The 15,472-nt window shown below is 66.5% G+C and carries 12 protein-coding genes and 3 tRNA genes; 7 read left to right on the plus strand and 8 right to left on the minus strand.

Annotation, left to right across the window (positions count from 1 at the left end; all coding sequences use genetic code 11):
• Positions 1-69: 69 nt before the first annotated feature.
• From AC07YZ_RS15435 to AC07YZ_RS15450, 4 genes are all read right to left on the minus strand, one after another.
• Positions 70-146: transfer RNA gene (locus tag AC07YZ_RS15435), tRNA-Gln, on the minus strand.
• A gap of 91 nt (positions 147-237) precedes the next feature.
• Positions 238-1,119 carry a 4-(cytidine 5'-diphospho)-2-C-methyl-D-erythritol kinase gene (gene ispE, locus AC07YZ_RS15440; RefSeq protein ID WP_494795410.1) on the minus strand — a complete coding sequence of 294 codons (882 nt, stop codon included), beginning with the start codon at positions 1,117-1,119 and terminating at the stop codon, positions 238-240.
• Positions 1,120-1,142: 23 nt separating this feature from the next.
• Entirely contained in the window at positions 1,143-1,601 is a 459-nt protein-coding gene (locus AC07YZ_RS15445) for a lipoprotein insertase outer membrane protein LolB (protein ID WP_226494164.1), read from the minus strand.
• 41 nt (positions 1,602-1,642) lie between these two features.
• Positions 1,643-3,442 (minus strand): tetratricopeptide repeat protein, encoded by a 1,800-nt coding sequence (locus AC07YZ_RS15450; protein WP_494795375.1) that lies wholly within the window; start codon positions 3,440-3,442, stop codon positions 1,643-1,645.
• Positions 3,443-3,575: 133 nt separating this feature from the next.
• On the opposite strand from AC07YZ_RS15450, the gene mutM reads away from it, so the two are divergent.
• From mutM to mutY, 3 genes are all read left to right on the plus strand, one after another.
• Positions 3,576-4,391, plus strand: a complete 816-nt coding sequence (gene mutM / locus AC07YZ_RS15455) for a bifunctional DNA-formamidopyrimidine glycosylase/DNA-(apurinic or apyrimidinic site) lyase (protein WP_226494162.1) — start codon at positions 3,576-3,578, stop codon at positions 4,389-4,391.
• A gap of 46 nt (positions 4,392-4,437) precedes the next feature.
• Positions 4,438-6,387: a dynamin family protein gene (locus AC07YZ_RS15460; RefSeq protein ID WP_494795376.1), complete on the plus strand. Its 1,950-nt coding sequence runs from the start codon at positions 4,438-4,440 to the stop codon at positions 6,385-6,387.
• 61 nt (positions 6,388-6,448) lie between these two features.
• Positions 6,449-7,618, plus strand: a complete 1,170-nt coding sequence (gene mutY, locus AC07YZ_RS15465) for an A/G-specific adenine glycosylase (RefSeq protein ID WP_494795377.1) — start codon at positions 6,449-6,451, stop codon at positions 7,616-7,618.
• 44 nt (positions 7,619-7,662) lie between these two features.
• On the opposite strand, the gene rapZ is transcribed toward mutY, so the two are convergent.
• Genes rapZ through AC07YZ_RS15480 form a run of 3 tightly spaced genes read right to left on the minus strand, consistent with a single transcriptional unit; the run spans position 7,663 to position 11,221 of the window.
• The gene (gene rapZ, locus AC07YZ_RS15470) at positions 7,663-8,589 is read right to left on the minus strand and encodes an RNase adapter RapZ (protein ID WP_494795378.1); all 927 of its coding nucleotides are present in this window, start codon (positions 8,587-8,589) and stop codon (positions 7,663-7,665) included.
• Positions 8,590-8,601: 12 nt separating this feature from the next.
• Positions 8,602-10,245 (minus strand): DNA repair protein RecN, encoded by a 1,644-nt coding sequence (recN, locus tag AC07YZ_RS15475; RefSeq protein WP_494795379.1) that lies wholly within the window; start codon positions 10,243-10,245, stop codon positions 8,602-8,604.
• 58 nt (positions 10,246-10,303) lie between these two features.
• A complete protein-coding gene (locus tag AC07YZ_RS15480; protein ID WP_494795380.1) occupies positions 10,304-11,221 on the minus strand; it encodes an NAD kinase in 918 nt (305 codons plus the stop codon).
• Positions 11,222-11,318: 97 nt separating this feature from the next.
• On the opposite strand from AC07YZ_RS15480, the gene hrcA reads away from it, so the two are divergent.
• The 4 genes from hrcA to greB all read left to right on the plus strand — a co-directional run bounded on the left by hrcA (position 11,319) and on the right by greB (position 13,193).
• Entirely contained in the window at positions 11,319-12,338 is a 1,020-nt protein-coding gene (gene hrcA / locus AC07YZ_RS15485; protein ID WP_226494157.1) for a heat-inducible transcriptional repressor HrcA, read from the plus strand.
• A gap of 49 nt (positions 12,339-12,387) precedes the next feature.
• Positions 12,388-12,464: transfer RNA gene (locus tag AC07YZ_RS15490), tRNA-Ile, on the plus strand.
• 29 nt (positions 12,465-12,493) lie between these two features.
• Positions 12,494-12,570, plus strand: a tRNA-Arg gene (locus AC07YZ_RS15495).
• A gap of 59 nt (positions 12,571-12,629) precedes the next feature.
• Positions 12,630-13,193, plus strand: coding sequence for a transcription elongation factor GreB (gene greB, locus AC07YZ_RS15500; protein WP_494795411.1), 564 nt, complete (start codon positions 12,630-12,632; stop codon positions 13,191-13,193).
• Here the strand turns inward: greB and AC07YZ_RS15505 are convergent, their stop codons facing one another.
• Positions 13,194-15,443, minus strand: coding sequence for a RelA/SpoT family protein (locus AC07YZ_RS15505; RefSeq protein WP_226494156.1), 2,250 nt, complete (start codon positions 15,441-15,443; stop codon positions 13,194-13,196).
• Between the last annotated feature and the right edge of the window lie 29 nt (positions 15,444-15,472).

The raw sequence follows: 15,472 nt of genomic DNA on the forward strand, positions 1-15,472 counted from the left end.
GGGCGGCACATGGCCGGGTGCTTGGCCATGCGGCATCAAGCCGCTGTGTGGTGTGTTGCAGAAAAACGGTGGCAGGGGAGGAAGGATTCGAACCTTCGCATGCTGGAATCAAAATCCAGTGCCTTAACCAACTTGGCGACTCCCCTACGCAGGACACCTGCTTGACCCTGGGGCCGGACAGGCGACCGATATGTCGCAGGCTGCGCATCAACTGCCTGGGCTGTGTGCCGGCCGATTCTAATCGGTGCACCAGTCGAGCAATGGATGTGCATCCATGTTGCTGCATTCTCTAACCGTCCAGCCGCTGGGGGCGTCCGACAGATCTTGCGACTGCAGCATTTGCGCAAAGACAGCGGTGCCCGAGCCGGTCATGCGTCCTTGCAGTCCATGGCTTTGAAGCCATTGAATGCCGTGCCCCACATCGGAACACAACGCCTGCGCCACGGGTTGCAGGTCGTTGTGACCAAAATCCAGAAGGCTCTGGATTTCACACGTCAACCGCTCACACGAATCGTTTGCAGCAAAGCCTTGGATTGTAGCAGTCTTTGTGTCCCGTTTCAAATCTGGCGAACTGAAAATGCGCTGCGTGGATGCGCCTCCCGGTGGTTTGACCACCACAAACCGGGCGGCGGGCAAAGCCAGCGGGGTCAACTGTTCACCCACGCCTTCGACCCAGGCGTTGCGTCCGCCCAGGAAAAAGGGCACGTCGGCACCAAGCTGCACGCCAATGGCGGCGAGCTGGGCGCGGTTCAGGCCCAGCCCCCAAAGCCTGTTGAGGGCCAGCAGGCAGGTGGCGGCATCGGAGGAGCCGCCACCCAGGCCGGCCTCGGCCGGCAGGTGTTTCTCCAGTGCAATGTGCACACCCTGCGTGCAGCCGGTGGCCTGCTGCAGAGCGCGAGCGGCGCGCACGCAGAGGTCTTCGGCGGGCAATGATGGGCCAGGCGTCAGGTCTTCGCGGCTGATGCCTGCGTCGTGCCGCCACTCGAAGTGCAGGCGATCGCACCAGTCGATCAGCATGAAGACCGACTGCAGCAGGTGGTAGCCGTCGGGCCGCCGTCCGGTGACGTGCAGGAACAGGTTGAGTTTGGCGGGGGCGGGAACGTCGTACAGCTGCAGCAGCGGCGTTCGGGACAAGGAGGCGCTCATGGTTCGAAAACGATGCGCAGTTCGGCGGTGGGCGGCGGGCTGGTGCGCCACGCGGTGACGCGGCCTTCGGCATGACGAGCCAGATCGACCTGCCAGCCACTGGCGCTGCCGGCCTGGCCTTGCAGCCACTCGAACAGGGCGCCCACCGGCAGTGCGGTGCCGCCGAGTTCGGTGGTGAGTTCGTCCAGGCTGCTGCGCTGGGTGATCTGTCCACCCTGGCGCAGCTCGGCCCCCTGGGGGGACCAGATCACCGTGGCCAGTGTGGTGCCCAGGGGCGACGTGAGCTGGAGTTCACCGGTTTGCGCCGAACCCCGCAAGTCGAACCCTGCCGAGAAGGACTGTGGCGGATCGTTGTCAACCCGCAGGGCCAGCCGGCCATTCCAGGCCGCCTCGCCGGGCGCCACTGGTCGGGGTGTGGCGCAGGCGGTCAGCCATGCGGCGCACAGCAGGACCATCCACCGCCCTGCGAGCGCCATCGCCGGATGCGCTGCGCGCCTCATGGGTTGACGCGCAGCCGTTTGAGGGTTTCCCGCAGGGTTTCGTTGTCTCTGGCCAGCAGCAGGCCCTCGCGCCAGATTTTCAGCGCCTGTTCGCGCTGGCCCTGGGCCCAGAGCACCTCGCCCAGATGGGCCGCGATTTCCGCGTCGGGGCGTTTGCCGTACGCGGCCTGCAGGATCTGCAGCGAGCGTTGGAAATTGCCCAGTCGGAATTCGACCCAGCCCAGGCTGTCCTGGATATAGGCGTCGGTGGGGGCGAGCTCGACCGCTTTTTCGATCAGTTGCTTGGCTTCGGGCAGGCGCAGCTTGCGGTCGGCCAGCGAATACCCCAGGGCGTTGTAGGCGTGGTGGTAGTCCGGTTTGGCCGCAATCAACTCACGCAGCAATTGCTCCATGGTCTCGGGTTTGCCCGCCTTTTCGGCCACCATGGCCTGGTCGTACAGCAGTTCCACGTCCTGGGGAAAACGCTTCACCGCTTCTCCGTACACCTCGTAGGCCTGCTCCCAGGCCTTGAAGTCGCGCAGCAGTTGGCCTTCGGCCACCAGCTTGAGGCGGGCGTCTTCCGGTCGTCGCTCGGGCTGATTGCGCAGCAGCGCCCGGGCCTGGGCGAGTTGTCCCTGGCGGGCCAGCAGCGAGGCCCGGCGCATCTGGGCGGCCATGATGTCGTCCGCGTTTTCGATGCGGTCCAGCCAGGCGTTGGCGGCGGCGATGTCGTTCTGTTTTTCGGCGATCTGGGCCATCAGCAGATAGGCCTGGGTGAGGCCGCGGGCCGAACGCTCATCGTTCACCTGGCGTGCCAGTCCCATGTACTTTTCCAGCGAGGCGGTGGCCTGGGGCAGCGCGTCGTCCTGTATTTGCAGGGTGGCCAGCAGCAGCCACGGTTCTGGCAGTTCGGGCTGGCGACTGGTGAGCAGGTTCAGCTGGTCACGCGCCTCGGCGTTGCGCTGGAGGTCCAGCAGGAGGCGCGCGTAGGTCAGCGAAACCACGGGTCCATTGGGGTCGGCCGGTGCCGCCACCCGCAGATGGTCCTGTATCAGGGCCTCGGCCTCCGGTTGTCCCTGTTCAAGCAATTCCAGCGCCAGCAGGGCGGGAAAGGGTGATGCCGGGTCGGCCGCGTGTCCTTTCCGGGCCGACGCAAGGGCCTGGGATTGCTGGTCCAGCGCAAGCTCCATGCGCCCCAATGTGGTCCACGCGGCGGCGGCGTGTGCCCGCTGTTTGAGCGACGGGCCCAGCGCTTCACGCACCACGGCCAGCGCCTGGGACTTGTCGGCGACCCTCGCATAGGCCTGGGGAATCGCGTTGATGGCGTCGTTGCGCTCGGTCGGGCTGCTCTGTTCCAGGATGTCGCGCAACACCGGTCCGGTTTCATTGACCTGATTGAGCGCGAGCAGGATCTGCCATACAAACCGGTTGGCTTCGACGTCCTTTGGCAGGTCTTTGGCCCAAGCGCGGGCAGCCGTCAAGGCGGCCTCGCCGGAGCGGGCCTGCAGGGCCACTTCCACCGCACGGCGGTAGAGCTGGGCGTTGCGCTGCTGGCGCGCCGCATCCAGTATCAAGGAATAGCCCGCGCCGGGCTCCCCCGAGAGAATATTGAGTTCTCCCAGCAGCAATTGGTAGAACTGCGGCGCGTTCAACGTGGAATTGACCACCGGCTCGGCCGGCTCGCCAGCGCCGGTCACTGGCGCGAGAGGTGGCGGGGGGGTCTGTGCCCATGTGCCCAGGCTTGAACCGAGGAGGGCGGCCGCCAACAACAACCGCATGGGTCTGGCCTGGGGGCGCAGCGGGTGTGCTGGTTCCATGTGCCCGGGAGCCTTGTTGGCGCTGTGGTGCAGGGTATTCATTGGGTCATGATAATGGAAGGGTTCAGGGCGCATTGCGTGTGATTCCTGTAACCCGCCGGTGTTCCGGTCCCCACTGAAAAAGCGCCTGCCCATGCCCGAACTTCCCGAAGTTGAAGTGACACGCCGCAGTTTTGCCGACCGCATCGCGGGGGCGCAGGTGCGCGGCCTGCATCTGGGCAAACCCCTGCGCTGGCCGTTGGGTTGCGAGCCGTCCGAGTTGCAGGGGCGCACGGTGCTGCATGTGGCGCGGCGCGGCAAATACCTGTTGGTGCACCTGGACCGTGGTGTGCTGCTGTTGCATCTGGGCATGTCGGGCAGCCTGCTGTTTGCACCCCGCCTGCCGCCGCCCGGGGTGCACGACCATTTCGAACTGGACACCAGCCGGGGGTGTTTGCGCCTGCACGACCCCCGCCGGTTTGGTGCTGTGGTGTACGTGGCGTCGCTGGACGATCCGCGTGCGCACAAGTTGCTGGCGGGACTGGGGCAGGAGCCGCTGGAGGTGGGTTTTGAGCCTCTGGCTTTTCACCAGGCCTTGGGCCAGCGCCGCTCCAGCATCAAACAGGTGCTGCTGGCGGGGGATATCGTGGTGGGTGTGGGGAACATCTATGCGTCCGAGGCGCTGTTCATGGCGGGCATCCGCCCCACGCTGCGGGCCGATCGACTGAGCAAACCCCGGGCGGCGCGCCTGCACGGGGCCATTGTGGCGGTGCTGCAACGCGCCGTGGCCCTGGGTGGGAGCACCTTGCGCGACTTCTCCAGTGCGCAAGGCCAGAACGGTTACTTTCAGCTCGATGCCATGGTGTACGGCCGCGAGGGGCTGCCGTGCCGGGTCTGCGCCACCCCCATCCGGGCGATCCGGCAGGGGCAGCGGTCCACGTATTACTGCCCGTTCTGCCAGAAGCCCTGAAGACCGCTCCGATGCTATATTGCCCTCACTCCAGAGAACACGGCACATGAGCTTCAATCAGGAATTTGACGACCACGGCGCATGGCGCAGGCAGTTTGCTTTGCGGCTCAAGTTGTTGTCTGAATGGCTGACCGACCACGATTTGATGGAAGCCGGCGTGAGCGAACGGCTCGACCAGTTGCATGCCCAGGTCAAGAACGACAAGATCATGGTGGCCTTCGTGGCCGAGTTCTCGCGCGGCAAGTCCGAGCTGATCAATGCGGTGTTTTTTGCCGGTTATGGCCGGCGCATCATGCCCGCGAGCGCCGGGCGCACCACGATGTGCCCGACCGAGCTGGGGTACGACGCGGAAGTGCCCCCCTGCCTGCGGCTGCTGCCCATCGAGACGCGGCTGCAGCCCAAGTCCTTGCTGGACTGGCGCAATGCCCCGAACAAGTGGGAGCGCGTTGACCTGGACGTCAACGATCCCCAGCAGCTCGCGCGTGCGATCCAGAAAGTGGCCGAGGTGCGCCGCGTCAGCAAGTCCGAAGCGGCTGCGCTGGGTTTCTGGAATGAAGAGTTGCCGGACGACAACCCGCTGGTCGGGCCGGACGGCTTGATCGAGGTGCCGAAATGGCGCCATGCGCTGATCAACATGGCGCACCCGCTGCTCAAGCAGGGGCTCGTGATCCTGGACACCCCAGGGCTCAACGCCATCGGCGCCGAGCCCGAGCTCACGGTCAGTTTGCTGCCGCAGGCCCATGCGGTGGTGTTCATTCTGGCGGCCGACACCGGTGTGACCAAATCCGACCTGACGATCTGGCGCCAGCACCTGGCGGTGCAGGGCGAAGGCCAGGGCCGGGAGTCCCGTCTGGTGGTGCTCAACAAGATCGACACCATGTGGGATGCCCTCAGTTCGCCCGAACAGGTGCAGCTGCAGATCGCGGCGCAACGCACCGATTCGGCCGATATCCTGGGGCTGTCGTCCAAGCAGGTGCTGGCGGTGTCGGCCCAGAAGGGCTTGCTGGCCAAAGTCAGTGGCGACGACAAGCTGCTCGAAGCGAGCAACCTGATGGAGCTGGAGTCGGCGCTCGGTGTGGACCTGCTCGGTCAGCGCCGCAAGATTCTGAGCGGGGCCGTGGCGGCGGGTATTCAGGCGCTGCGGCAGGAAACCGGGCGCCTTGTCCACATCCGGGCACGTGATCTGGTGGAGCAGGTCCAGGAGCTCGATGGGCTGCGCGGCAAGAACGCCGGGGTCATCAAGCAGATGCGCCTGCGCATCGAACAGGAGCAGGCCGATTTTGACGCCAGTGGCGCCAAGATCCACGCCGTGCGGTCGGTGCACCTGCGCCTGCTCAAGAACCTCTTCGCGCTGCTCGGGCGTACCCACCTGAAGGCCGAGGTGTCTGAGCTGTCGCGCGCGCTGAAACAGCCCGGGATCAAGCTCGGCGTGCGGCGCGCCTATGGCCATACCTTTGACCGTCTGCGCGCCGATCTGGCGCGCGCCGATACCTTGGCCGCCGAAATCCAGTCGATGCTGGAAGGCAGTTTCAAGGGGCTGAATGCCGAATACGGTTTTTCGCTCCAGCCGCCTTCCCCGCCCCAGTTGGGCCACTACGCCCGGGACCTGTCGGCGATTGAAAAGAGCCACCTGCAGTACCTGAGCCTGGGCAATGCACTGCGGTTGGCCCAGCCGGAGTTTGCCGAACGGCTGACACGGGCACTCATGAGTCGCCTGCGCGTGGTGTACGACACGGCCGTGAACGAAGTGGAGCTGTGGAACAAATCGGCTTCGGCCCAGCTCGACACCCAACTGCGCGAACGTCGGCGCAATTTCATCCGCCGCATTGAAGCGGTCTCGCGCATCCAGCAGGCCGCGGGTGGCCTGGACGGACGCATTCGCGAGCTGCAATCGCAGCAGGCCGAGCTCAATCTGCTGGACGCCAAGCTGGCGGAGCTGACCGACCACCTGCTGTCCGTTCCCGAAGAAGACGCCGCCGAAGCTGTCGCGGCATGAGCGCCGCCCGGCCGTTCCGAAGGCGCTCAACCCCGCAGTGCGCAGCACGGAGGGATGTTCCATGAGCGCAGCGCTGGGCCGTTCCCAAGCCAACTCGCACCGCAGCCCGCAGGGGGAAGGTACTCCCATAGGCCCCCGCACGGCTGCGACCGAGGCGGCCCGGGCGCCGGACCTGCCACTCACTTTTGCCCGGCGCCTCATCGACTGGCAGCGCCAGTCGGGGCGCAGCGGCCTGCCCTGGCAGGGCACCCGCGACCCGTACCGGGTCTGGTTGTCCGAGGTCATGCTGCAGCAGACCCAGGTGAGCACCGTGCTGGGCTATTACCCGCGCTTTCTGGCCCAGTTTCCCGACGTGTTCGCCCTGGCCGAGGCGCCGGCCGACGACGTGATGGCGATGTGGAGTGGCCTGGGCTACTACAGCCGGGCGCGCAACCTCCACCGTTGCGCCCAGGTGGTGGTGGCGCAGCATGGGGGGGTGTTTCCGGATTCGGCGCTGGGCCTGGAGGCACTGCCTGGCATTGGTGCTTCCACCGCTGCGGCGATCGCCGCGTTTTGCCACGGCGAACGCATTTCGATTCTGGACGGCAATGTCCGGCGCGTGCTCACGCGCCTGCTGGCCTTTGACGCGGACATGGCCCAGCTACCGGCCCAGCGCGAACTCTGGCAGCGGGCGCAGGCGCTGCTGCCAGAAACCCCTTCGAACGGGGACATGACGGCCTATACGCAGGGCCTGATGGATCTGGGTGCCACGGTGTGCCTGCGAAGCCGGCCGCTGTGTGGGCGCTGCCCGGTGCAGGACCTCTGCGTGGCCCATGCCAAGGGGGTTCCGCAGAATTACCCGGTCAAGACCCGGTCGCTCAAGCGGCGGCACGAGTCCTGGTGGCTGCTGTGGCTGCGCGGCCAGGACACGGGTGCACCGGGCCGGGTGTGGCTCGAGCGCCGGCCGGCCCGGGGCATCTGGGCCGACTTGTATTGCCTGCCGGTGTTCGACAGCGAGGCCTCCCTGTTGGCGGCTTTGCCACCGGGCTTGCGCGGTGCCGCGCGTGCGCTGGAGCCGGTGTCCCACAGTCTGACGCACCGCGAGCTGCGTCTGCACCCATGGCTGCTCGAAACCTCGCAGCCCGTGGAATTCGCGACCGGTCTGAGCGGCCAATGGGTGGAGGAAGCGGCGCTGGTGCAGTACGGGCTGCCGGCCCCGGTGCGCCTGCTGCTCTCCAACGACCCGCCCTGATTCAACCTCAGGGAGACCGCAGGCACGTCGTCAGGAGCACGTCGTCAGGAACCCGAGGCGGCTGGACGGGCCGCGGAGGCGGGCCAACCATCGACCTCGCGGTGCCGCACCTGGGTCGCCCACTCGGTGGCGAAGGCCTGCGCCAGCTGTTCGGCCAGGTACACCGAGCGGTGCTGCCCCCCGGTGCAGCCAATGGCCACGGTCACGTAGCTGCGATGGTCGCGCAGCATCTGCGGCAGCCAGTGCCGCAGGAAATCATCGATCTGCTGCCGCATCTGGTCCACCTCGGGCTGGGCGGCGAGGTAGGCCGCCACCGGCGCATCGCGTCCGGTCAGGGGCTTGAGTTCGGGTTCGTAGTGCGGGTTGGGCAGCATGCGCACGTCGAACACGAAATCCGCGTCCATCGGGATGCCGCGCTTGAAGGCAAACGACTCAAACACCAGCGTCAGCGGTGCCTGGACCGTGCCCAGCAGCTCTTTGATGTGGCTGCGCAATTGCGCCGGGCGGATCAGGCTGGTGTCGAGCACCAGCGCCTGCTCGCGCAATTCGGCCAGCAATTCGCGTTCGTGTTCGATGGCGTCGGTCAGCGCCCTGTGCTGATCGTTGGCCTGTTTGAGCGAGAGCGGGTGCAGCCGGCGCGTTTCGGAAAACCGGCGCACCAGGGTGTCGGTGGTGGCGTCCAGGAACACGGTGGTGAGGTGCACCGGCCGGTCGGCCTGGGCCTGCAGCCGTTCCAGCCGGCGGGGCAGACCCGGCAACGAAGCGGCGCTGCGCACATCCATGGCGATGGCGACCCGATGGGCCTGGTGGCTTTGTTCGAGTGCGATGAAGGACTCAAGCAGTTCGGGTGGCAGGTTGTCCACGCAGTAGAAACCGAGGTCTTCCAGCGCGGTCAGCGCCACCGACTTGCCCGAGCCGGACATGCCGGTGATCAGCACCAGTTCGATGGGGCGGGGCAGGGTGTCTGACATGGGGGCTGCGTGTCAGGCGGCGAGCAACTCGCGGGCGTGGGCCAGCGACACCTCGGACTGTTCGTTGCCGCCCAGCATGCGGGCGAGTTCGCGGATGCGCTGCTCGTGTGCGATCGCTTCGACCGTGCTCACGGTCTGCTGGCCGGACTGCTGTTTGCTCACCAGCAGGTGGTGGTCGGCACAGGCGGCCACCTGCGCCAGGTGGGTCACCGACAGCACTTGCCGGTCCTGACCCAGCTGGCGCAGCAGGCGCCCCACCGTGTGGGCCACGGCACCGCCGATGCCCGAATCCACCTCGTCAAAAATCAGCGTGGGGGCCTGGCCGAGCCGGCTGGTGACGACCGAGATCGCCAGCGCGATGCGCGAGAGTTCACCGCCGGAGGCGACCTTGCCGACCGGGCGCGGTGTGACGCCGGCGTGGCCGGCGACCAGGAACTCGACCTGCTCGCGGCCATGGGCCTGGGGCTCTTCGAGGCGCTGCAGCGCCACTTCGAATCGCCCCCCCTGCAGTCCCAGGGTCTGCATGGTTTCGGTGACCGCCTGGGACAGACGGGGGGCGGCCTGCTGGCGCTTTTTCGTCAAGGCCAGCAAGGCGCTGTCAAAGGTTTTCCAGGCCTGGCGCTCGGCCTGCTGCAGGGCGGCCAGATCCAGCGCCTGGTCCACCTGGGCCAGTTCGGCCTTCCACTGCGCATGCAGTTCGGCCAGCTCTTCGGGCGGGCGGCGGTAGCGCCGCGCGAGCGACAGCCACAGCGAAAGCCGCTGGTCGAGCGCCTCAAGGCGGGACGGGTCCTGTTCGGCGTGGCGGGCGTACTGGTGCAGGCTGTGCACGCTGTCCTGCACCTGGGCCAGTGCCGCTTCCAGCGCTTCCACGGGGTCGGCGAAGGCGGGCTCGATGTGGGCCTGGGCCTGCAGGGCCGCCAGCGCGCGGTGGATCAGGTCGCCCGCGCTCGGTTCGGTGGCGTCCAGCGCCGCCACGGCGGCCTGGGCCGCGTCCTGCAGCCCCTGGGCGTTGGCCAGGCGGCCGTGCTGGCCGTTGAGCTCGTCCCACTCGCCGGGTTGCGGCGCGAGCTTGTCCAGCTCGCCGATCTGCCAGGCCAGCCGTTCGCTTTCCTGTTGCAGGCTGTTCTGGCGCTCGGTCGCTGTCTCCAGCGCCTTGCGGCACTGGCGCCACTGCGCCCAGCCCTGCGCCGCGGCGGAGGTGTCGATGCCGGCATAACCGTCCAGCAGGGCGCGCACGGCGTCGGCACGGGTGAGGCTTTGCCAGGCGTGTTGGCCGTGAATGTCCACCAGCTCGTTGGCCAGCACCTTGAGTTGGGCCACGGTGGCCGCGCTGCCGTTGATCCAGGCCCGGCTGCGGCCTTCGGTGTCGACCGTGCGGCGCAGCAGCAGGCTGTCATCCAGCGGGAAACCCTGCTCTTCCAGCCAGTTGGCCAGGTGGGGCGGGGCATCGAATTCGGCGGCGATTTCGCAGCGCGACGCACCCTCGCGCACCACGCCGCTGTCGGAGCGTGCGCCCAGGGCGAGTTGCAGCGCGTCGATCAGGATGGACTTGCCCGCGCCGGTTTCGCCGGTGAGCACGCAAAAGCCCTGGTCCAGCTCCAGGTCCAGCGACTGCACGATGACGAAGTCGCGCAAAACAATGCGTCGGAGGCTCATGAACGTGGGGTGAAGTGGAACGTGTGAAGGGCAGACCGGTCGTATTTTGACCGGGTTTTCAACCGCCTTCGTTCCAGTGCAGCTTTTTGCGCAGGGTGTCGAAATAGCTCCAGCCGACCGGGTGCAGCAGACGCAGCGTGTGCTCGGAGCGCCGCACCACAATCCGGTCGCCGTGCAGCAGGCTGGTGAGGGACTGCATGTCGAAGTTGGCGCTGGCGTCGCGGCCCGAGACGATCTCAACCGCGATCTCGCAGTGAGCGGGCAATACGATGGGGCGGTTGGACAGGGTGTGGGGCGCGATCGGCACCATCACCCAGCCATCAATGGCCGGGTGCAGCAGCGGGCCGCCGGCCGAGAGCGAATACGCGGTGGAGCCGGTGGACGAGGCGATGATCAGACCGTCGGCGCGCTGGTTGGCCACGAAATGGCCGTCCACCTCCACACGCAGCTCGATCATGCTGGCCACGCCACCCCGGTTGACCACCACATCGTTGAGCGCGGTGGCTTCGAACACACATCGGCCGTCGCGCCACACACTGGCGGCCATGAGTGCACGCGGGTCTTCCTCGAACTCGCCGTACAGCATGGGTCGCAGCTTTTCACGGTAGCTGTCGAAGGGAATGTCGGTGATGAAGCCCAGCCGGCCCTGGTTGATGCCGGCCAGTGGCACACCGTAGCGCGCGAGCTGGCGACCGATGCCCAGCATGGTGCCGTCACCCCCCACCACCAGCGCCAGGTCGCAGGCCCGGCCCATGGCGGGCACGTCCAGTGCGGGGTACTGCAGCAGGCCGGTGTTGAGCGCGGTGTCCTGCTCCAGCGACACCTCACAGCCCACATCGTGCAGGAAATGGGCCACTTCCTCCACCGCGTCGCGCGAGCCCGGCGCCTGGTATTTGCCGATGATGGCGACGTGCGCAAAGCGCAACGGCTTGCCCATTTTTCGGGCTGTCGGCGAGGGTTCGGGAGGCAGGCTCATGCACAAATTACAACATAGCCCGCGCGGCCCGCCCGACCCGGAAAACCCTTGTCGCCCGCGGGCTCCCGCGGGGCGCATACCTCCGTAAAATGAAACCATGTTGGATGACCGCGCCAAGTTGCTGCTCAAGGCCCTCGTCGAGCGATATATCGCCGACGGGCAGCCCGTGGGTTCCCGCACGCTGGCCAAAGCCGCCGGTCTGGATCTCTCGCCCGCGACCATCCGCAACGTGATGAGCGACCTTGAAGAGCTGGGTCTGATCGCGAGCCCCCACACCTCGGCCGGTCGGATTCCCACCGCGCGTGGCTACCGCCTGTTCGTCGACACCATGCTCACGGTGCGGCGCGACGGACTGCCGGGGGTGGGCGAGATGGGCGCACCGGGCATCGAGGCGGGCCAGCCCCAGCGCGTCATCAGCCACGCCGCGCAAATGCTCTCCAGCCTCTCGCACTTCGTGGGTGTGGTGATGGCGCCGCGCCGTGCTTCGGTGTTTCGCCACATTGAATTTCTCAGCCTGTCCGAGCGGCGGGTGCTGGTGATCCTGGTGTCGCCCGATGGCGATGTGCAGAACCGCATCATCCACACCCAGGTGCATTTCACCCAGTCGCAGTTGCTGGAGGCGGCCAATTTCCTCAACGCCCATTACTCGGGGCTGACCATGGAAGAGGTGCGCTCGCGCCTGAAGACCGAGGTCGATGTGCTGCGTGGCGAGATCGCGACCCTGATGCAGGCCGCGGTGGAGATCGGCGCCGACGACAACGCGGGGCAGGAGGCGGTGGTGGTCTCTGGCGAGCGCAACCTGCTCTCGGTCAGCGAGTTCTCCAGCGACATGGGCAACCTGCGTCGCCTGTTCGATTTGTTCGAGCAGAAGACGCAGCTGATTCGCCTGCTCGACGTGTCGGCCCAGGCCGATGGCGTGCGCATCTACATCGGTGGCGAAAGCCAGGTGGTGCCCTTCGAAGACCTGTCGGTCGTGACGGCCCCGTACGAAGTCGACGGGCAGGTGGTGGGCACGCTGGGCGTCATCGGGCCCCAGCGCATGTCCTACGAACGCATGATCCAGATCGTTGACGTCACGGCCAAGCTGGTGAGCAACGCGCTGAGCCACAGCAAATAGCCGGCCCCGGCTGGCGCTCGTCGTCGGCCTCTACAATCCACCCCTTCGCGGGCCGTTAGCTCAGTTGGTTAGAGCAGAGGACTCATAATCCTTTGGTCGTTGGTTCAAGTCCAACACGGCCTACCAAAAAAGTCGTGCTACAATGCGTGGCTTACGCGGCTGTAGCTCAGCTGGATAGAGTACTTGGCTACGAACCAAGGGGTCGTGGGTTCGATTCCTGCCAGCCGCACCAAAATGAAAGCCTGCAGCCAAAAGCTGCAGGCTTTTTCATTTCTGCTGTACACCGTACCCATGAGCAAGGCCTTCACCCGCGAGTCCGATCAGGATGCCGACGACGAACTGCCCGTCGCCGCGCCCGTGCCCAGCGGCAAGAACTACATCACGCGCGCTGGCTACGACCGGCTGCGCGCCGAGTTGTTCACGCTGATGGACGAGGAGCGTCCGAAGATGGTGGAAATCGTCCACTGGGCGGCCAGCAACGGTGACCGCTCGGAGAACGGGGACTACCTGTACGGCAAAAAGCGGTTGCGCGAGATCGACCGCCGCATCCGCTTCCTGACCCAGCGGCTGGAGATCGCCGAAGTGGTGGATGCTTCCATGCACCACGGAGGCGACCAGGTGTTTTTCGGCGCCACCGTGGCCTACGCCGACGAGTCGGGGCTGGAAACCACGGTGACCATCCTCGGCGTGGACGAGGCCGACAGCGCGCAGGGGCAGATCAGCTGGGTGTCACCCGTGGCGCGCGCGCTGCTCAAGGCCCGTGTGGGCGAGGTGGTGCGGCTGGTGGTGCCCGGTGGTGTGCAGGAACTGGACATTGTGTCGGTGACGTATCCGGCACCCGCCGCGAAGACCTGATCAGGGCTTGAAGCGCTGGGCCTTGATGACCGAGGTCGTGCGCTTGAGGCTGCGCAAGACGTCGGCCAGATGCTGGCGGTCGCGCACCGAAACCGAGAAGCGGATGTCGGTGGCCGTCTGTGCCGGTTCGTCGCCCATGTCCACGTGGGTGATGTCGGCCTCGGCCGAGGCGATGGCCGAGGCCACGCGGGCCAGCACCCCCTTGCCGTTGGCCACCGTGACCACCACCGTGGTGTCGAACGGACGCACGGGCTCGTCGGCCCACTCCACCTGCAGGAAGCGCTCGCTGTCGCGCAGCAACAGGCGTTTGCCCGTGGGGCAGTCTTCGGCGTGCACCACCAGGCCCTCCCCGCGACCCAGATAGCCCACGATGCGGTCGCCCGGGATCGGTTGGCAGCACGGGGCGTACTGCACCGACAGGCCCTCACTGCCGTCCAGGCTGACCACGCCTTGCGAAACTGTCTCGTCCTGGCCGCTGGCGTAGCGCTCGGTGCTGATGAGCAGCGCGTCGGGCTTGAGACCGGTTTCCGACAGCAGCACAGCGAGTTTTTTGCCCACCATGCTGGCGATGCGCTTGCCCATCCCGATGTCGGTCATCAGTTCGTGTCGAGACTTGTTGCCGGTGAAGCGCAGCAGCTTTTCCCAGGTGCTCTTGTGGTCGCCTTCCTCGTCTGGCAGGGTCGCGATGCCCTCGGAGCGCAGGGCCTGGGTGAGCATGCGCTCGCCCAGTTCGTTGGCTTTTTCCTGCGCCAGGGTCTTGAGGTGGTGGCGGATCTTGGAGCGGGCACGCCCGGTCTTCACGAACGACAGCCAGGCCGGATTGGGTTCGGCGGTGTCGCCGGTGACGATTTCCACCACGTCGCCATTGGCCAGCTCGGTGCGCAGCGGCCTTTGCTCGCCATTGATCCTGGCGGCCACCGCCCGGTTGCCCACGCCGCTGTGGATGGCGTAGGCGAAATCCATCACGGTGGCGCCGCGTGGCAGCGCGAGGATCTTGCTCTTGGGCGTGAACACATAGACCGCATCGGGGAACAGGTCGATCTTGACGTGGTCCCAGAACTCGCCGGCGTCGTGGGTTTCCTGCTGAATGTCCAGCAGGGACTGCAGCCACTGCGTGCCCAGGCGCTGCGAGGTGTCGCTGCCCGGTTCGCTGGCCTTGTAGAGCCAGTGCGCGGCCACGCCCGACTCGGCCACCACGTCCATGGCGTGGGTGCGCAGCTGGAACTCGATGTTGGTGCCAAACGGGCCGATCAGGGTGGTGTGCAGCGACTGGTAGCCATTGACCTTGGGGATGGCCACGTAGTCGCGGAACTTGCCCGGCACCGGCTTGTAGAGCTGGTGCAGGATGCCCATGGCGGTGTAGCAGTCGGTCAGTTCGGGCACGACGATGCGAAAACCGTAGATGTCGGTCACCTGGGAGAACGACAGGTGCTTGCTGTCCATCTTGCGGTAGACCGAATTCAGCGTCTTTTCGCGGCCCAGGATGCGCACCCCCATGCCCTGGCGCGCAAACGCGGCCTCGACCTCCCGCTGGACCCGGGCAATGAGGTCGTGGCGCCGGGTGCGCGACTTGTTCAAGGCCTTGGACAGCACCTCGTAACGCCAGGGGTGGAGAAAGCGGAAGGCGAGATCCTGCAGTTCGCGGTAGGTGAAGTTCAGCCCCAGGCGGTGCGCGATGGGGGCGTAGATCTCCAGGGTCTCGCTGCTGATGCGCTGCCACTTGCTGCGCGGCATGTCGCCCATGGTGCGCATGTTGTGGGTACGGTCGGCCAGCTTGATCAGGATGACCCGCACATCCTTGGCCATGGCCAGCAGCATCTTGCGGAACGACTCGGCCTGGTTCTGTTCCCGGGTGTCGAACTCCAGCCGTTCCAGCTTGGTGAGCCCGTCCACGAGGTCGGCCACCGGCGCGCCAAAGCGCTGGACCAGCTCTTCCTTGGTGACGCCGCAGTCTTCGATGGCGTCGTGCATGAGCGCCGCCATCAGGGCCTGGGCGTCGAGTTTCCATTCGGCGCATTGGGCCGCCACCGCGATGGGGTGGGTGATGTAGGGGTCGCCGTTCTTGCGCAACTGACCCAGGTGGGCTTCGTCGGCAAAGCGGTAGGCCTGGCGCACGCTTTCGATCTCGGCCGGGCTCAGATAGTCCAGCTTGCCCACCAGTGCCGCAAAGCTGGCCGCAGCGGCACTCGCCGCCGGGTGCGCCTGGGCAGCGGAGGATCTCTTTTTGCCGGTTTCAGCCACGGTGGTCATCCCTGTACTTTAGCCTGAGACGGATGGGC

Source organism: Hydrogenophaga sp. GW101-3F08, assembly GCF_059424585.1.